This window comes from Agromyces sp. NDB4Y10 (assembly GCF_001620055.1).
In the GTDB taxonomy this organism is placed as follows: domain Bacteria; phylum Actinomycetota; class Actinomycetes; order Actinomycetales; family Microbacteriaceae; genus Agromyces; species Agromyces indicus.
On the sequence record NZ_LQGY01000053.1, the window covers coordinates 1 to 16,924 of the forward strand.

Sequence of the window (16,924 nt, forward strand, 5' to 3'; positions counted from 1 at the left end):
CCGAGCCATCCGGGCCCGACCGCCCCGGCGCCCCCGGTCGGCCCGGCGAGCGAGCGGTCCGGGTCGCCGTCGGGTCGCCCGGTCGCCTCGGGCGTCGCCACGGGCGCGGTGGGCACGACGCCGGGCGCCTGCTCCCCCGCGTTCGGACGCGAGTAGGCGGGCACGGTGCCGCGCCCCGGCGTGGGCTCGAACGGGACCCAGCCGACGCCCTCGAAGTACAGCTCGGGCCAGGCGTGCAGGTCGTGCGAGTCGACGTCGACGCGCACCATCCCGTCGACGCGCTGGTTGCTTGGCGTGCCGGCCGTGTAGCCCACCGCGATGCGCGACGGGATGCCGACCTCACGGGCCATGACCGCCATCGTCGAGGAGAAGTGCACGCAGTACCCCGCCCGTTGCTCGAGGAACTCGGCGATCACGTCGAACCCGCCGCCGTCGTAGCCGTCGTCGACGGGCGCCTCCTCCGAGTACTCGAACTCGGAGCTTCGCAGGTAGGCCTGGATGGCGACGGCCGCGTCGTACCGGGTGCGCGCCCCCTGGGTGACCGTCGCGGCGGTCTCGCCGATGATCGCGGGCAGGTCCTCGGGCAGCTCGCGGGTGGCCGGAGCCACGGAACCGGCGGGCGGCTCGACCGCCGCACGGAGCTGGTCGACCGTGGGCTGCACCGCCAGTCGCGTCACGTCGTAGCGCTGCCCGAGGGTCGTGGCGTCGACGCTGCGGACCGTCAGCGAGCCGTCGTCCCAGAACCACGAGCCGCGCAGCCCGCGGACCTCGGCCGTCGGGTACGGCAGCGGCAGCCAGGCGGTCCGGACCTGGCCGATCTGCACCGTGAGCTCGCGCGGCTCGACGAGCACCTCCTCGGCGAGGCCGTCGGGGCGGGGCATGGTGTCGATGGTGTGGTCGCCGTCGACGGCGCGCTCCTCGGCGGTCCACAGGTCGCCCTCGAGCCGCTCGACGTTGAGCAGCGTGAAGTACGGGCGGTCGGCGTCGGGCGAGACGTAGCTGAACGCCGGCACGGGGTCGGGCCGGCGGAGGTCGCGACCGAGCTCGACGTAGGGGCTGACGCCGCGGGCGAACATCGTGCCGGGCCCGCCGGCGCCGAGCAGGAAGCTGCTCGAGACGCTGGGCGTGACGGCCGTGACGACGGATGCCGCGACGAGGCCGATCGCGGCCAGTCCCATCGACGCGCCCGCGGTCGACACGATCGGGCGTCGCCGCGGGGCGGTCACCAGCGCGGAGTCCGGCCGTTCGTCCTCCTGTGCGAGCTCCGCGCTGCGCCGCACCCGCACGTCGACGCGGAGCAGCAGGAGGTACGCCGCAGCCGTGAGGACGAGGGTGATCGCGTCGGCGCCGGATTCGACGAACAGGCCGGGCACGAGGACGGGAACGAGCACCGGGACCGCGGCGAGCGCGGGCAGTCGGACGGTCTGCACGACGAGGTCGAGGAGCACGGCGACGAGCCCGACGCCGACCGCGAGGGCGAACACGAGGGCCGGGACCGGGATCGCCGGCACGGACTGCTGCTCGATCGTGCGCACGGCGCCCTCGGCGAGCCCGAGGAACTCGTCGAACGTGTCCAGCGTGGGGATGACGAGGGCGAAGCTCGTCGCGCCGCCGAACAGCAGCGTCAGGGCCAGGAGCAGCGCCACCACCTCGAGCGGCGGCACGAGCGACGGCGGCGTGCGCAGGGCGCGCAGGCCGGCGCCCGCCCCGAGCACGGCGACGGCCGTGAACGCCGTCGCCCACCACCACGCGGCGCCGGCGATGAGCGGCGCGAGCGCCGAGGTCGCGACGAGCAGGAGCAGCAGGGTCGCCCCGGACAGGGCGACGCTCTGGCGGGTCGTCAGCGGCATCCGCTCAGGTCGCATCGCGGCCCCCGCTCCGGACGGATTCACGTGCCGACCGCCAGGCCTCGCCCCAGGCCGCGGGGAGGTCCGCCGCCCGGCGGACCGGCACCACGCGCCAGTCGGCGTGCTCCAGTCGCTCCACGGCGTCGGCGGCGATGCCGTCGGCGGCGAAGGCGATCGCCGGTTCGAGCACGGGGCGCAGCGCCACGAGGGCGTCGACCGCGGCGTGCGAGGGCGCGACGAGCACGGCGATGCCGGGCATGCGCGTGTCGCGGCGCGCCGTCGAGGGCGACGCGACCCGCGACGCGTCGCGGGGACGGTCGCGCGTCGGCGCGGCGGGTCCGTCCCGTCGCGGCGGCTCGAGGCGCGCGAGGTCCTCGAGGAGGACCAGGTCGCCGCCGGCCGCGCGGTAGCCGCCGGGATCGGCGGAGATCGGCGCAGCGGGGTCGTCGGGGTCGTCGACCGGCTCGACCCGCACGCGGAACCCGTTCTCGAGGAGGTGCACGCCGATCGACGCGGCGAGCTCCACGCCGAGCTCGAAGGCCGGGTCGAGCGTCGAGCCCGCGTCGCGCGCGGCCGACGACGGGTGGTGCGCGCGGCCGCCGAGCGCCGTGTCGAGCAGGATGCGGACCTCGGGATCGCCGCGCTGCTCCTCCTCGCGGACCATGAGCTCGCCGCGCCGGGCCGTCGCGGCCCAGTGGACGCGGCGCAGCGGGTCGCCGTACCGGTACTCGCGGGCGATGAGCTCGTCGCTGTTGGGGTGGGTTCGCCGCTGGAGGGCGTGGACGGCGCCGTCGACGCTCGCCACGACGCCCGCCGCGGGCTCCAGCGGGGTGACGCGCGGCGTCACCACGAGCTCGCGCGGCAGGCCCGCCGCCCGGTCGAGCCGTGCGAGGCCGAAGGGATCCGTCACTGCGATCCGGAGCGGTCCGACGTCGAACACGCCGCGCCGCGGCGTCCGGAGCCGGTACTCGAGGCGCACGGTGTCGTCGCCGGACGGCATGGCGGTCTCGTGCCGGCCGATGGCCGGGAGCACCGCCTCGCCGGGCGGGTGCAGCGCCGGGTGCGCGAGGTCGCGCCAGTGCGCGCCGTCGAAGGCGCGACGGTCGCGGTTCTGCACGCGCAGGCGCACGGCCGCCGACTCCCCCGCCCGCACCACGTGCGGTTCGAACGCGCGGGTCACCGCGAGCCGCGGCGCCCGAACGGCGAGGAATCCGAGGGATGCGACCGGCATCGCGAGCCCGACGGCCGCGAGCAGCATGATGTCGCGCAGGTCGAACCATGCTGCGACGAGGAACAGCGCCGCGCCGGCGGCGACCAGCGCCATCCCCCGCCCCGTGAGGCGTGGACGCGCCGGAACGCGCGCGGCGCGGCTGCGCGGCATCCGATCACTCCCTCCGGGCGCTGCCCACCGGCACCGGCGTGTCGGCGACGACGCGTCGCACGATGGCGTCGATGAGCGGGCCGCCGTCGCGGTCGTGCCCGCCGACCGCACGGCTCGTGGGAACCAGGCGGTGCGCGAGCACCGGAACCGCGAGCGCGTCGACGTCGTCGGGCAGGACGAAGTCGCGCCCGTGCATCGCCGCGTGCGCCTTCGCCGCGCGGATGAGCTGCAGGGTCGCGCGCGGGCTCGCGCCGAGCCGCAGCTGGCGGTCGTCGCGCGTGGCCCGTGCCAGCTCGACGGCGTACTCCTTGACCGCCTGGGACGTGTACACGTGGTGCACGGCGGCGATCATCGCGCGCAGCTCGTCGATCGAGACGACCGGCTGCAGCGCATCGAGCGGACTCGCCGTCTCGCGCTGCGCGAGCATCGCGAGCTCGTCGCCCGGTGCCGGGTACCCCATCGAGATGCGCGCCATGAACCGGTCGCGCTGCGCCTCCGGGAGCGGGTAGGTGCCCTCCATCTCGACCGGGTTCTGGGTCGCGACGACCGTGAATGGCTGCTCGAGCCGATACGTCGTGCCGTCGGCGGTCACCTGCCGCTCCTCCATGCACTCGAGGAGGGCCGACTGGGTCTTGGGGCTCGCGCGGTTGATCTCGTCGCCGATCACGATGTTCGCGAACACCGGACCGTGCTTGAACTCGAACCGCCGCGACGACTGGTCGAACACCGAGACGCCCGTCACGTCGCTCGGCAGCAGGTCGGGCGTGAACTGGATGCGGCTGACCGTGCAGTCGACCGAGCGCGCGAGCGCCTTGGCCAGCATCGTCTTGCCGACGCCCGGCACATCCTCGATGAGCAGGTGCCCCTCGGCGAGCAGCACGGTGAGGGCGGCGGTCACCGCATCGCGCTTGCCGGCGATCACCTCCTCGACGTTGCGGACGATGCGCGCCGCGCCGGCGCCGACCTCGTCGATGCCCATCGCGGGTGCGGCCGTCGCCCCGACCTGCGGCGCCGAGACCTCGCTCATGAGGTCATCGCTCCCTGCAGGTACTGCGCCACGGGCTCGGGCACGTACGGGCTCACGTCGCCGCCGAGCGCCGACACCTGGCGGACGAGCGAACTCGACACGTGGGCGTTCGCGGGGTCGGGCAGCAGGAACACCGTCTCGACCCCGGCGAGGTGCCGGTTCACGATGGCCATCGGCGTCTCGTAGGCCACGTCGACCTGCGAGCGGATGCCCTTGACGAGGACCGACGCGCCCACGTCGGTGCAGTAGTCGACGAGCAGGCCCATGCTCCAGGACGCGACGACGATGTCGCCGACGATGCCGGCCTCCTCGATCGACTGCTCGATGAGCGAGACCCGCTGCGCGATCGGCAGGAGCGCCGACTTGTCGGGGTTGTGCACCACGACGACGTGCAACTGGTCGTAGAGGCCAGCGGCACGGCCGATCACGTCGAGGTGCCCCCGGGTGACGGGGTCGAACGATCCGGGAACGACGGCGATCCGCTGCATACGTGCCAGCGTAGTGCGGGATCCGGCGCCGTGGACCGCTGCCCGGGAGTCTCAGCCCCTGCTCAGGTACTCGCTCGAGTCGTCGTCGAGGCGGCGTCGCACGGCCGCCGCGAGTGCGGGGTGGGCGGCCAGGTCCGGGTCGTCGCGGAGCACCTCGGCGGCGGCCTCGCGCGCGTCGGCGATGACGTCGCCGTGGCGCGTCACCCGGAGCAGCTTGAGGGAGGTCCGCCGTCCGGACTGGATGGCGCCGAGGACGTCGCCCTCCTGGCGGAGCTCGAGGTCGACGCGCGCGAGCTCGAAGCCGTCGAGCGTGCCGGCCACCGCGTCGAGTCGTTCCCGCGCGACGGTCTCCGCCTCGACGCGGGTCACGAGCAGGCACAGGCCGGGCACGGAGCCGCGGCCGACCCGGCCGCGGAGCTGGTGCAGCTGCGAGACCCCGAACCGGTCGGCGTCCACGACGACCATGGTGCTCGCGTTGGGCACGTCGACGCCGACCTCGATGACGGTGGTCGCGACGAGCACGTCGAGCTCGCCCGCGGCGAACGCGCGCATGGTGGCGTCCTTCTCGTCGGCGCTCATCCGACCGTGCAGCGGGGCGATGCGGACCTCCGCCAGGCGCGGGTGGGCGCGCAGCTCGGCGAGCACCGAGGCGACGGATGCCGCGGGGGCGGCATCGCCGTCCGGGTCGGCGGGCTCGAGGCCGTCCTCCGCGACCTTCGGCTCGATCGCCGGGCTCACGACGAACGCCTGGCGTCCCTGCTCGAGCTCCTCGGCGAGCCGCTCCCACACGCGCGGTCGCCAGTGCGGACGCTCCGCCAGCGGGACGACGTGGGTCGTGATGCCCGCGCGACCGGCGGGGAGCTGCCGGATCGTCGACACGTCGAGGTCGCCGAACACGGTCATGGCCACGGTGCGCGGGATCGGCGTCGCCGTGAGCACGAGCACGTGCGGATGCCGCCCCTTGAGCCGCAGCGCCTCGCGCTGCTCGACGCCGAAGCGGTGCTGCTCGTCGACGACCACGAGGCCCAGGTCGGCGAACGAGGTCGTGTCGCCGAGGAGGGCGTGCGTGCCGACCACGATGCGCGCCTGGCCGGCTGCGACGCGGAGCGCCGCCCGTCGGCGGTCGGCGGCGGGGAGCTGGCCGGTGATGAGAGTGGGCATCACCTCGGCCGCCAGCTCGGGACCCAGCATGTCGGCGATCGACCTCAGGTGCTGCGCCGCGAGCACCTCGGTGGGCGCGAGGAGGGCCGCCTGGCCGCCCGACTCGGCGACCGCGAGCATGGCCCGCAGGGCGACGACGGTCTTGCCCGAGCCGACCTCGCCCTGGACGAGCCGGTTCATGGGCACCGGTTCGGCGAGGTCGGCGTGGATCTGCACGCCGACCTCGAGCTGGTCGTCGGTGAGCTCGAACGGCAGCGACGCCTCGAACCGCTCGAGGAGCCCGCCGGGCGCGGGCGTGCGCCGGACCGCCTCGTGCGCCCGGGCGGCGGCGCGCCGCTCGAGCAGGACGGACTGGAGCACGAACGCCTCGGTGAATCGCAGCGTGCGCTGCGCGGCCTTCCAGTCGGCGTCGCGCTCCGGCCGGTGCACGAGCTCGAGCGCCTCGCGGTGCGCCAGCAGCCCTCGAGCCCGGCGCACGGACTCGGGCAGTGGGTCGTCGACCGGGCCGAGCGCATCGAGCACGAGCGCGACCGCGCGCTGCAGCTTCCAGCTCGAGAGGGTCGCGGTGGCCGGGTAGATCGGGATGGGCGCGGTGGCCCAGCGGAGGGCCGCGGCATCCGGCCCCGTGTCGGTGCGGGTCTCGTCCTCGAAGAGCTCGTAGTCGGGGTGCGCGAGCTGCAACGCGCCCCGGTAGTCGGAGACCTTGCCGGCGAACATGCCGCGCACCCCGGGCTTCAGCTCCCGCGCACGCCACGCCTGGTTGAAGAACGTCAGGGTGAGCACGCCCCTGCCGTCGGAGATCTTCGCCTCGAGGATGGACCCGCGACGCGAGCGCATGGTCCGCTCGCGCACCTCGAGCACCTCCGCGACGATCGTCACGTTCTCGTCGCGCGGGAGCCGGTCGAGCGCCGTGAGCTCGCCGCGCGGCTGGTACCGCCGCGGATGGTGACCGAGCAGGTCGCCGACCGTGACGAGCCCCCACGCGCGCTCCATCGCCTTCGCCGTGGGACCGCCGAGCAGGCCGGACAGCTTGGTGTCGAGAGTTGCGGCGCCCTCGACCGAGCGATCGGCCGTCATGCCTCGATCGTAGGCTCCGCCTCCGTCACCTCGGCCGTGAGCGCCTCGATCTCGGCCTGCACGTAGGTGTCGTCGGGCCGGGCTCGGGCCAGTTCGCGCTGCAGCTCGAGCGCCTCGTCGGTACGGCCGAGCGTGCGGAGCGCCCGACCCACCGACCACCGGGCGACGTGCTGCTGGCCGGCCGTCCCGTACTGGTCGGCGGCCTCGACGGCGCGCTCGAAGTGGTGGAGCGCGGCGACCGCGTCGCCCGCGTCGTGCTTGGTCCAGCCCAGGTTGTTGTGCAGGGCGACGCCCCAGCGCTTCAGTCGGCGGTCGCGCACCCCCTCGAGGATGTCGAAGCCCTCGGTGGCCCACTCCTCCTCGTGTCCGGCGTCGTTCAGGGCGAGCATGTGGAGGGCGTCGAGGACCAGGAAGGTCGAGCCCGCGAGCGCCGCCTCGCGGACGGCTTTCGTGAACAGCGGCACGGCCTCGTCGAACCGCTCGGCGGTCGCCGCGATGCGCCCGCGTTCGAGGGCGATGCGCGCACGCAGCTCGGCCGCCTCCTCGGGCGTCTCGTCGGCGCGTCCGGCCGCCTCGAGGTCGTCGAGCAGTGCGAGCGCCTCGTCGTCGCGGCGCTGGATGCCGATGGCCCGCGCGAGCTGCGTGGTCATCACGGCGCGCTCGTGCGTCGGCACTGCCTCGTCGTCGGCGACCGCGCGGAACCGCTGCTCGCTCGTCGCGGGGTCGGCGAAGTCCCAGAGCCGGTCGATGGTCTGCTGTTCGTCTTCCCGGTGGCGGGACGGATCGGCGTGCAGGGCGTCGGTCGTGTCTTCCACCCCTCCATCATGGCAGCGCGCCGGAGGCGCCCGTTATGCTCCCGAGACATGACGCGCATCATCGCCGGGTTCGCCGGGTCGCTCACGCTCGCCGTGCCCCGGTCGGGCACGCGGCCCACGAGCGACCGCGTGCGCGAGGCGATCTTCTCGGCGCTGGAGGCGCGCGACGCGGTCGACGGCGCGGTCGTGCTCGACCTGTACGCGGGTTCGGGCGCGCTCGGCCTCGAGGCGGCGAGCCGGGGCGCGAGCGAGGTGGTGCTCGTCGAGAAGGCCCGCCCGGCCGCCGAGGTGTGCCGTCGCAACGCGGCCGCCGTCGCCCGCGCCGCGCGCGGATCGGGGCCGCGCATCCGCGTCGAGGCGCGCAGCGTCGCGACGTACCTCGAGTCGGCGCCGGGCGGGGTCGACCTGGCCTTCATCGACCCGCCGTACGACCTCGGCGAGCGCGAGCTCGCGCGCGACCTCGAGCTCCTCGCCGGCCTGCTCGCGCCGGAGGCGACGGTGGTCGTCGAGCGCAGCTCCCGCTCCCCGGAGCCCGCGTGGCCGGCCGGGATCGACCCGGAGCGGCGACGCGACTACGGCGAGACGACCCTCTGGTGGGCGTCCGCGAGCGCGCCCGACGCCGGCGGCGATCAGCCCCCGACGCCGTCCCAGCCCGCGTAGGGATCCCACCCGGCGGTGTCGACGGGCGCCCCGTCGAGCGTGAGCACGCCCGCCTCGGCCGTCGCCACGCCGATGACCTCGAACGGATGCGGCGGCGGCACGTCCGGCGGGAACGCCGCGAGCAGCCCGTGGTCCTCGGCCCCCGCGAGCGCCGTCAGCGGGTCAGGTCCGAGCGCCGCGGATCGGAAGTCGATGCCGATGCCGCTCGCCTCGGCGATCCGACGCGCGTCGCGGGCGAGTCCGTCGCTCACGTCCAGCATCGCCGTCGCGCCCGCCTCCGCGGCGACGACCCCGGCCGACACCGGGGGCGTCGGTGCGAGCTGGGCGGCGACCAGCCGTGGATGCTCGGTGCGCAGTGCGGCGGCGGCCGCGGCATCCGGCTCGCCCTGCCCGTCACGTGCCCGGGCGAAGAGCAGCGCGAGTCCGCGGGCGGCATCGCCCCGGCCGCCGGCGTGGGCGATCACGTCGCCCGGCCCTGCACCCGATCGCAGGACCGGTGCACGGCCCTCGAGGTCGCCGAACGCGGTGACCGAGATCATGAGCACGGATGACGCCGACAGGTCGCCGCCGACCACGCCCGCGCCGGGTGCGAGCGCGGCGAGCCCCTCGCGCAGCCCGTCGGCGATGCCCTCGAGCACCCCGACGTCGAGCGATGGGGGCGCCGCGATCGCCACGACCAGGGCCGTCGGCCGCGCACCCATGGCGGCGACGTCGGTGAGGTTCGTCGCCGCGGCCTTCCAGCCGAGGTCGTGGGGCGTGGACCAGGCGAGCCGGAAGTCGGGGCCGTGCACCATCAGGTCGGTCGTCACGACGAACCGGCCGTCGGGTGCCGCGACCACGGCGGCGTCGTCGCCCGCGCCCAGGTGCGCCGCGTCGCCCGGGGCGAGGCGCGGCAGGATGCGTGCGAGCACCGCCGATTCGCCGAGGTCGCCGATCGCGGTCGACGGCTCGTGTGCAGGGGGCTCCATGGCTCCCACGGTAGCCTGATGGCGATGCCCGCTCCCCGCCCCCGCCGCCCCCGACGCACGCTGCCGCGGCTCGTCGCCGCGGCATCCGTCGCCGTCGTCGCCCTGCCGCTGCTCGCCTCGTGCGCACGACCCGTGCCGTTCGAGGCCGCGCCCGACGCCGTCGACCCCGACTGCGCCGCGGTGATCGTGCGACTGCCCGACGTCGTCGCCGGGCAGGAGGCCCGCGAGACCGATGCGCAGGGCACCGGCGCGTGGGGCACGCCGGCATCGGTCCTGCTGCGCTGCGGCGTCGAACCGCCCGGACCCACGACGCTGCGGTGCGTGAGCGTCGACGAGGTCGACTGGATCATCGACGAGTCCGACGCGCCGCGCTACCGGTTCACGACCTACGGGCGCACGCCCGCCGTCGAGGTCGTCGTCGACAACGACGTGGTAGCGGGGACGACCGCGATCGCCGACGTGTCGTCCGCGGTGTCGGTCATCGAGGCCGACGGCGGATGCACCGACCTCGAGGACCTCGCGCCGGAGGGGTGATCCCCCGCCGAGCCCGGCCCGCCGCCGCGGAGCGTCGGCTCAGCCGAGCCGGACGCCCCGCGCGAGGCCGACGCGGATGAGCTCGTCGACCAGCTCGGGGTAGGTCACCCCGGACTCCTGCCAGCAGCGGGGGAACATCGAGATCGGCGTGAAGCCCGGCATCGTGTTCAGCTCGTTGACGACGAACCCGTCTTCGGTGAGGAAGAAGTCGACGCGTGCGAGGCCCTCGGCCCCGATCGCCTCGAAGGCGCGGATCGCGAGGTCGCGCATCTCCTCCAGACGACCCTCGCCGAGGTCGGCCGGGCAGACCAGGTCGACGCCCGGGGCATCGAGGTACTTCGCGGCGAAGTCGTAGAAGCCGTCGCCGGTGAGCACGATCTCGCCCGCGACCGACGCACGCGGCCGCTCCCCCGGCGCGCCGCCGAGCACGGCGATCTCGACCTCGCGGCCGACCATGGCGGCTTCGATGAGCACCGTGTCGTCCTCGGCGAACGCCAGCTCGAGGGCCGCGTCGAGATCGCCCGCCTCGGCCACCCGGCTGACGCCCACGCTCGATCCCGCACGCGCGGGCTTGACGAACTGGGGCAGGCCGAGGGCGGCCGCATCGGCGCGCACGCGCTCGGGGTCGTCGGCCCACTCGCGCGCGGTGACCGTGCGCCACGGCGCGACCGGGATGCCCGCGCCCTGCAGCGCGGTCTTGGTGAAGTGCTTGTGCATGCCGAGCGCGCTCGCGAGCACGCCCGAGCCGACGTACGGGAGGCCGAGCAGCTCGAACAGGCCCTGGATGGTGCCGTCCTCGCCGAACGGGCCGTGGAGGATCGGGAACACCAGGTCGATGTCGCCGAGCGAGGACTCCTCGCCGCTCGCGGTCGTCACGCGCAGCTCGCGCGAGGCGGAGCTGTCGGGCCACCGCACTCGCGTGCCGTTGTCGTGCACCTCCGGAAGCCGCTCGGGGTCGAGCGCGAACCGCGACGGGTCGTCGGCTTCGAGCACGAAGGCGCCCGCGCGGGTGATGCCGACGGGGATCAGCTCGTAGCGGTCACGGTCGATCGCCTGCAGCACTCCGGCCGCCGTTGCGCAGCTGATCGAATGCTCGCTGGAGCGCCCGCCGAAGAGCAGTACCACCCTGAGCTTGTCCATCCATCGTCCTTTCGCCCTGGGGCTCGTCGTCGGTCGTGAGGTGCGGCGCGATGTCCTTCGGGGCGAGCGTGCCGGCGAGCACCTGCCGGACCTGCTCGACGATGGGCATCTCCACGCCCTTCGCGCGCGCGAGCTCGAGGATCGGCCCGACCGACGCGAGCCCCTCGGTGGTCTGCTGCATCTGGTTGACGACCTCGGGCAGCTTGTAGCCCTGGCCGAGCAGGCGCCCGGCGGTGTTGTTGCGCGACAGCGGCGACTGGCACGTCGCGATCAGGTCGCCGAGGCCCGCGAGGCCCGACAGGGTGTCGGGGTGCGCGCCGTGCGCGACGGCGAAGTCGGTCATCTCCACGAGGCCGCGGGTGATGATCGAGGCCTTGGTGTTCTCGCCGTAGCCCGCACCGTCGACGATGCCGATCGCGACCGCGATGAGGTTCTTCAGCACGCCGCCGAACTCGGTGCCGATGACATCCGTGTTCACGAACGAGTGGAAGTACGGGTTGCGGGCCACGGATGCCACGGCCTGCGCCGTCTCGAGGCTCGTCGACGAGACGACCGCGGCCGTGGGCTGCTCCTTCGCGATCTCGAGCGCCAGGTTCGGCCCGGAGATCACGGCGATCTTCGACTCGGCGATGGGCAGCACCTCGGCGATGACCTCGCTCATGCGGTGACCCGTCGACTTCTCGACGCCCTTCATGAGCGAGACGACGATCGCTTCGGCGTGCAGGTGCGGCTCGGCCTCGATCAGGTTCTGGCGCAGCGTCTGGCTCGGCACGCACACGTACACCTGCTCGGCGCCCGCGAGCGCGAGGTCGAGCCGGCTCGTCGAGCGGAGGCCGATCGGCAGGTTCACGCCGGGGAGGTAGTCGCTGTTGCGCTTGCCCTCCTGGATCTCGCGCGCGAGCTCGGGGCGGCGCGCCCAGAGGACGACGTCGGCCCCGCCGTCGGCGAGGATCTTGGCGAACGTGGTGCCCCAGCTGCCGGCGCCGAGGACGGCCACGCGCTTGCCCGGGCCCCGGCGCGGCGTCCTAGCCTTCAAGGCGTCCCGTCTCCTTCTGGCCGTGCTTGGCCGGGTCCCAGCGCTCGGCCGGCGGGATCTCGCCGCGGAGCTCGCCGAGGAGCGCGGCGATCGCGTTCATGAGCTCGTCGGTCGCCTTGAGCAGCGTCGCCTGGTCGAGCGGCTTGCCGCGGTAGGCGGAGAGGTCGAGGGGCTCGCCGATGATCACGTCGACGGTCTTGCGCGGGAACAGGCTGAGCTTCTTGCCGTACCGGGGCAGGATCGCCTGCGTGCCCCAGTGCGCGGCGGGCACCAGCGGGATGTCGCGCTCGAGCGCGATGCGGACGGCGCCGGTCTTGCCGCGCATGGGCCACAGGTCGGGGTCGCGCGTGAGCGAGCCCTCGGGGTACACGATGACCATGCGCCCCTTCTCGACCAGCTGCTCCGCGGCCCGGATCGCGGCGTGGCTCTGGCTGCCGGCGCGCTCGACGGGGATCTGCCCCGAGGTGCGCAGGAACCAGCCGAGCACCGGGTTCTTGAACAGCGACGCCTTCGCGAGGAAGCGCGGCGCACGCCCGAGGTGCCAGGCGGCGACGCCCATGACGAGCGGGTCGACCTCGCTGTAGTGGTTCGGCGAGAGCACGACCGGCCCGGTCTGCGGCATCCGCTCGCCGTGGTGGAAGCGGTACTTCACCCCGAGGCTCCACAGCGGGAGGATCAGGACGGCGAGGACCCAGAAGAACGAGGGTCGACGCTTCTCGGAACCGGGCTTCGCGGCCGGCGCGGATGCGGGGTCTTGATGTGGCACTGACCCATTATCCTTCGAGCGCGAAGTCCGCCCCGAGCAGCTCGAGCTTGGTGATGAAGTTCTCGTACCCGCGCGCGATGATGCCGACGTTCGACACGGTCGAACGCCCCTCGGCGGTGAGCGCCGCGATGAGGTGGCTGAAGCCGCCGCGCAGGTCGGGCACCTCGATGTCGGCGCCGTGCAGCTGCGCCGGGCCCGAGATCACCGCGGAGTGCTTGAAGTTGCGCTGGCCGAACCGGCACGGCCGACCGCCCAGGCACTCCTTGTGCACCTCGATCGACGCGCCCATCTCGACGAGCGCGTCGACGAAGCCGAAGCGCTGCTCGTAGACGGTCTCGTGCACGATCGACACGCCCTTGGCCTTGGTGAGGGCCACGACGAGGGGCTGCTGCCAGTCGGTCATGAACCCGGGGTGCACGTCGGTCTCGATGATGACGGGCTTCAGCTCGCCACCCGGGTGGTAGAAGCGGATGCCGTCCTCGGCGATGTCGAACGCGCCGCCGACCTTGCGGAAGACGTTGAGGAACATGAGCATCTCGGCCTGGCGCGCACCGCCGACGAAGATGTCGCCCTCGGTCGCGAGCGCCGCGGCGGCCCAGCTGGCGGCCTCGTTGCGGTCGAAGAGCGCGCGGTGGGTGTAGCCCTGGAGCTTCTCGACGCCCTCGATGCGGATGACGCGGTCGGTGTCGACCGAGATGATCGCGCCCATCTTCTGGAGGATGTTGATGAGGTCCATGATCTCGGGCTCGATCGCCGCGCCGGACAGCTCGGTGATGCCGTCGGCGAGCACCGCGGTGAGCAGCACCTGCTCGGTCGCGCCCACGCTCGGGTACGGCAGCGACACCTTCGCGCCGTGCAGCCCGTTGGGGGCCGACATCCGGATGCCGCTCGGGAGCTTCTCGACGATCGCGCCGAAGTTGCGCAGGACCTCGAGGTGGTAGTCGATCGGGCGGTCGCCGATGCGGCATCCGCCGAGGTCGGGGATGAACGCCTCGCCGAGCCGGTGCAGCAGCGGACCGCAGAACAGGATCGGGATGCGGCTCGAACCCGCGTGGGCGTCGACCTCGGCCATGTGCGCCGTCTCGACGGCGGACGGGTCGAGGACGAGGTCGCCCTCGTCGGCGCCCTCGGTCACGGTCACGCCGTGCACCTCGAGCAGGCCGCGGACGATGCGCACGTCGCTGATGTTCGGGACGTCCTTCAGGACGCTCGGGGTGTCGCCGAGGATCGCCGCGACCATCGCCTTGGTGACGAGGTTCTTGGCGCCCTTCAGCTCGATCCGACCCCGAAGCGGCTTGCCCCCGTTGATCGTGATGCGGTCGACCTGGAGGCCCACCGCCGTTCCGTGCTGCTTCGCGTCATTCACGAGTGTGTTCACTCAGTTCCCTGTCTCTGCCGGCTCCCGGATCGGGAGCGTGGTCGGCCGCCACGCCTCACGGTGCGACTCGAACTCGGCGATGGCCGGCTCGTCCCGGAGGGTGAGCCCGATGTCGTCGAGTCCCTCCAAGAGCCGCCACCGAGTGTAATCGTCGATGTCGAATGAAACCGTGAGCGAGCCGATGCTCACCGTACGCTCAACCAGATCGACGGTCGCCGCTATTCCCGGCTGGTCCTCGATCGCCGCCCACAGGCGCTCGACGTCCTCGTAGGCGACCTGCGCGGCGAGCAGGCCCTGCTTGCCGGCGTTGCCGCGGAAGATGTCGCCGAAGCGGCTCGAGATCACTACGCGGAAGCCGAAGTCGCGCAGCGCCCAGACGGCGTGCTCGCGGCTCGAGCCCGTGCCGAAGTCGGGGCCCGCGATGAGGATCGCCGCGCCCGCGTAGGCGGGGTCGTTGAGCACGAACTCGGGGTCCTGGCGCCAGCCGTGGAACAGGGCGTCCTCGAAGCCCGTCTTGGTGACGCGCTTGAGGAAGACCGCGGGGATGATCTGGTCGGTGTCGACGTTGGACCGGCGTAGCGGCGCGGCGACGCCCGTGACGGTGCTGATCTTCTCCATCGTCAGTTCCCCTTCGCTCCGCTGGTCGAGTACGCCGGAACGGCCGTGTCGAACCCGGCCGCTCCCTCCTGCTCGAGGTCCCACGGGCTCGAGAGGGTGCCGCGGACGGCCGTCGCGGCGGCGACGAGCGGCGACACGAGGTGCGTGCGGCCGCCCTTGCCCTGGCGGCCCTCGAAGTTGCGGTTCGAGGTCGACGCGCACCGTTCGCCGGGGGCGAGCTGGTCGGGGTTCATGCCGAGGCACATCGAGCAGCCGGCGAAGCGCCACTCGGCGCCGAACTCCTCGAACACCTTGTCGAGCCCCTCGGCCTCGGCCTCGAGGCGCACCCGCGCCGACCCGGGCACGACCATGACGCGCACGCCGTCGGCCTTCTTCCGACCCTGGATGATCGACGCGAAGGCCCGCAGGTCCTCGATGCGGCTGTTGGTGCACGACCCCATGAAGACCGCGTCGACCGGGATCTGCTTCAGCGGCGTGCCCGGCTCGAGGTCCATGTACTCGAGGGCGCGCTCGGCGGCGGCGCGCTCGTGCTGGTCGTCGATCGACGCCGGGTCGGGCACGACGTCGCTGAGGGAGACGCCCTGGCCGGGGTTCGTGCCCCAGGTCACGAACGGTTCGAGCGCGTCGGCGTCGATGAACACCTCGGCGTCGAAGGTCGCGCCCTCGTCGGTGGGCAGCGTCTTCCAGTAGTCGACCGCGGCGTCCCAGTCGGCGCCGCGCGGGGCGTGCGGGCGGCCCTGCAGGTAGGCGAACGTCGTCTCGTCGGGGGCGACCATGCCGGCCCGTGCGCCCGCCTCGATCGACATGTTGCAGATCGTCATGCGGCCGTCCATCGACAGCGAGCGGATGGCGCTGCCCCGGTACTCGAGCACGTAGCCTTGTCCGCCGCCGGTGCCGATCTTCGCGATCACGGCGAGGATGATGTCCTTGGCCGTGACGCCGGGCCGGAGCGTGCCCTCGACGTTGATCGCCATCGTCTTGAACGGCTTCAGCGGCAGCGTCTGGGTGGCGAGCACGTGCTCGACCTCGCTCGTGCCGATGCCGAACGCCATCGCGCCGAACGCGCCGTGGGTCGACGTGTGGCTGTCGCCGCAGACGACCGTGATGCCCGGCATGGTGAGGCCGAGCTGCGGGCCGACGACGTGCACGATGCCCTGCTCGACGTCGCCGAGGGAGTGCAGGCGGATGCCGAACTCCTCCGCGTTGCGGCGCAGCGTCTCGATCTGCGTGCGGCTGGTCGGGTCGGCGATCGGCCGGTCGATGTTCAGCGTGGGCGTGTTGTGGTCCTCGGTCGCGATCGTCAGGTCGGGACGGCGGACCGGACGACCGGCCAGCCGGAGGCCGTCGAAGGCCTGCGGGCTGGTGACCTCGTGCACGAGGTGCAGGTCGATGTAGATGAGGTCGGGGGTGCCGTCCTCGCCCTTCGCGACGAGGTGCGCATCCCAGACCTTCTCGGCGAGGGTGCGCGGGCGGGCCTGCGGCTCAGTGGGCGGATTCATCGATGAACGTCTCTCTCGGATCGTGGGGGATCAGCCGACGACGGACTCCGCGACGGGGGCGGCCGGTCGAACTAGGCCCCGTCGCGGCACCGAAGGAGGAGGCGGAACGGTACGCGCACGATCCTCAGGTTACACCGTCGCGTCGGGGGCCCGGTTCACGAGGAACGCGACGTCGCCGAGCAGGAGCACGGCTCCCTCGGGCACGGACGTGGGCCGGCCCGGCTCGAGTTCGACGGCGTCCTCGCCCTCGGGCCAGATGCGGACGCCGTTGGTCGAGGCGAGGTCGGTCGCGAGGAGCCGGTCGTCCACGACCTCCAGCAGCGCGTGCGTCTTCGACAGCGACCGGGCCGCGTCGTCGATCGCGACCGGCTCGGCCCCGGCCGCGGCATCCGTCGCCCTCGGGTCGCGGCCGACCACGACGCGGCCCCGCACCGTGACGTCGTGGCCGCCGTCCGACCGGAGGCGCCAGGCCGTCCGTGGCCCGTGCGGGCGGATCGGCGGGGCCGGCACCGGGGGCGGCGCGGCGGCG

Annotated in this window: 16 protein-coding genes; 2 read left to right on the plus strand and 14 right to left on the minus strand. The window is 73.6% G+C overall.

All coding sequences use genetic code 11. The annotated features are described in order from the left end of the window. From AVP42_RS11990 to AVP42_RS12015, 6 genes are all read right to left on the minus strand, one after another. A partial coding sequence (locus AVP42_RS11990) for a DUF3488 and transglutaminase-like domain-containing protein (protein ID WP_067949350.1) occupies positions 1-1,850 on the minus strand: 1,850 nt, incomplete at its 3' end. Positions 1,851-1,854: 4 nt separating this feature from the next. Further along, positions 1,855-3,171 carry a DUF58 domain-containing protein gene (locus tag AVP42_RS11995; protein WP_067949352.1) on the minus strand — a complete coding sequence of 439 codons (1,317 nt, stop codon included), beginning with the start codon at positions 3,169-3,171 and terminating at the stop codon, positions 1,855-1,857. 61 nt (positions 3,172-3,232) lie between these two features. Next, positions 3,233-4,255 carry a MoxR family ATPase gene (locus tag AVP42_RS12000; RefSeq protein ID WP_067949354.1) on the minus strand — a complete coding sequence of 341 codons (1,023 nt, stop codon included), beginning with the start codon at positions 4,253-4,255 and terminating at the stop codon, positions 3,233-3,235. Continuing rightward, a complete protein-coding gene (gene coaD, locus AVP42_RS12005) occupies positions 4,252-4,743 on the minus strand; it encodes a pantetheine-phosphate adenylyltransferase (protein ID WP_067949356.1) in 492 nt (163 codons plus the stop codon). The genes AVP42_RS12000 and coaD overlap by 4 nt, the downstream gene beginning before the upstream one ends. A gap of 51 nt (positions 4,744-4,794) precedes the next feature. Further along, positions 4,795-6,981: an ATP-dependent DNA helicase RecG gene (locus AVP42_RS12010; RefSeq protein ID WP_067949358.1), complete on the minus strand. Its 2,187-nt coding sequence runs from the start codon at positions 6,979-6,981 to the stop codon at positions 4,795-4,797. Next, positions 6,978-7,796: a hypothetical protein gene (locus AVP42_RS12015; protein WP_067949360.1), complete on the minus strand. Its 819-nt coding sequence runs from the start codon at positions 7,794-7,796 to the stop codon at positions 6,978-6,980. Before AVP42_RS12015 ends, AVP42_RS12010 begins: the two co-directional genes overlap by 4 nt. Positions 7,797-7,844: 48 nt before the next feature. On the opposite strand from AVP42_RS12015, the gene AVP42_RS12020 reads away from it, so the two are divergent. Beyond that, a complete protein-coding gene (locus AVP42_RS12020; RefSeq protein ID WP_067949362.1) occupies positions 7,845-8,456 on the plus strand; it encodes an RsmD family RNA methyltransferase in 612 nt (203 codons plus the stop codon). Here the strand turns inward: AVP42_RS12020 and thiL are convergent. Then, complete coding sequence (gene thiL / locus AVP42_RS12025; RefSeq protein WP_067949364.1) at positions 8,426-9,424, minus strand: thiamine-phosphate kinase; 999 nt, start codon at positions 9,422-9,424, stop codon at positions 8,426-8,428. The two genes, AVP42_RS12020 and thiL, sit on opposite strands and share 31 nt — an antisense overlap. A 24-nt stretch (positions 9,425-9,448) precedes the next feature. Between thiL and AVP42_RS12030 the strand changes: the two genes are divergently transcribed. Then, positions 9,449-9,958 carry a DUF3515 family protein gene (locus AVP42_RS12030; protein ID WP_067949377.1) on the plus strand — a complete coding sequence of 170 codons (510 nt, stop codon included), beginning with the start codon at positions 9,449-9,451 and terminating at the stop codon, positions 9,956-9,958. Positions 9,959-9,997: 39 nt separating this feature from the next. Here the strand turns inward: AVP42_RS12030 and AVP42_RS12035 are convergent, their stop codons facing one another. From AVP42_RS12035 to AVP42_RS12065, 7 genes are all read right to left on the minus strand, one after another. Beyond that, positions 9,998-11,098 (minus strand): D-alanine--D-alanine ligase family protein, encoded by a 1,101-nt coding sequence (locus AVP42_RS12035; RefSeq protein ID WP_067949366.1) that lies wholly within the window; start codon positions 11,096-11,098, stop codon positions 9,998-10,000. After that, positions 10,998-12,095, minus strand: coding sequence for an NAD(P)H-dependent glycerol-3-phosphate dehydrogenase (locus AVP42_RS12040; RefSeq protein ID WP_082847218.1), 1,098 nt, complete (start codon positions 12,093-12,095; stop codon positions 10,998-11,000). Before AVP42_RS12040 ends, AVP42_RS12035 begins: the two co-directional genes overlap by 101 nt. Positions 12,096-12,123: 28 nt before the next feature. Further along, on the minus strand, positions 12,124-12,900 hold the full coding sequence (locus AVP42_RS12045; RefSeq protein ID WP_067949370.1) for a 1-acyl-sn-glycerol-3-phosphate acyltransferase: 777 nt from the start codon (positions 12,898-12,900) through the stop codon (positions 12,124-12,126). A 7-nt stretch (positions 12,901-12,907) separates the two neighbouring features. Further along, positions 12,908-14,278, minus strand: coding sequence for a UDP-N-acetylglucosamine 1-carboxyvinyltransferase (gene murA / locus AVP42_RS12050; RefSeq protein ID WP_197467017.1), 1,371 nt, complete (start codon positions 14,276-14,278; stop codon positions 12,908-12,910). After that, positions 14,279-14,896 carry a 3-isopropylmalate dehydratase small subunit gene (gene leuD, locus AVP42_RS12055; RefSeq protein ID WP_067949371.1) on the minus strand — a complete coding sequence of 206 codons (618 nt, stop codon included), beginning with the start codon at positions 14,894-14,896 and terminating at the stop codon, positions 14,279-14,281. 2 nt (positions 14,897-14,898) lie between these two features. Beyond that, a complete protein-coding gene (gene leuC, locus AVP42_RS12060) occupies positions 14,899-16,395 on the minus strand; it encodes a 3-isopropylmalate dehydratase large subunit (RefSeq protein WP_067949373.1) in 1,497 nt (498 codons plus the stop codon). A gap of 129 nt (positions 16,396-16,524) precedes the next feature. Beyond that, positions 16,525-16,924 (minus strand): FHA domain-containing protein (locus tag AVP42_RS12065; RefSeq protein WP_157356822.1); only part of this gene is annotated, 400 nt, incomplete at its 5' end.

Excerpts from the sequence above, each read along its gene's own strand:
- AVP42_RS12030 (WP_067949377.1), top strand. The coding sequence starts at position 9,449 with ATGCCCGCTCCCCGCCCCCGCCGCCCCCGACGCACGCTGCCGCGGCTC.
- coaD (WP_067949356.1), bottom strand. The coding sequence starts at position 4,743 with ATGCAGCGGATCGCCGTCGTTCCCGGATCGTTCGACCCCGTCACCCGG.
- AVP42_RS11995 (WP_067949352.1), bottom strand. The coding sequence starts at position 3,171 with ATGGCGCTGGTCGCCGCCGGCGCGGCGCTGTTCCTCGTCGCAGCATGG.
- thiL (WP_067949364.1), bottom strand. The coding sequence starts at position 9,424 with ATGGAGCCCCCTGCACACGAGCCGTCGACCGCGATCGGCGACCTCGGC.
- leuC (WP_067949373.1), bottom strand. The coding sequence starts at position 16,395 with ATGAATCCGCCCACTGAGCCGCAGGCCCGCCCGCGCACCCTCGCCGAG.
- AVP42_RS12000 (WP_067949354.1), bottom strand. The coding sequence starts at position 4,255 with ATGAGCGAGGTCTCGGCGCCGCAGGTCGGGGCGACGGCCGCACCCGCG.
- AVP42_RS12035 (WP_067949366.1), bottom strand. The coding sequence starts at position 11,098 with ATGGACAAGCTCAGGGTGGTACTGCTCTTCGGCGGGCGCTCCAGCGAG.
- AVP42_RS12010 (WP_067949358.1), bottom strand. The coding sequence starts at position 6,981 with ATGACGGCCGATCGCTCGGTCGAGGGCGCCGCAACTCTCGACACCAAG.
- AVP42_RS12020 (WP_067949362.1), top strand. The coding sequence starts at position 7,845 with ATGACGCGCATCATCGCCGGGTTCGCCGGGTCGCTCACGCTCGCCGTG.
- leuD (WP_067949371.1), bottom strand. The coding sequence starts at position 14,896 with ATGGAGAAGATCAGCACCGTCACGGGCGTCGCCGCGCCGCTACGCCGG.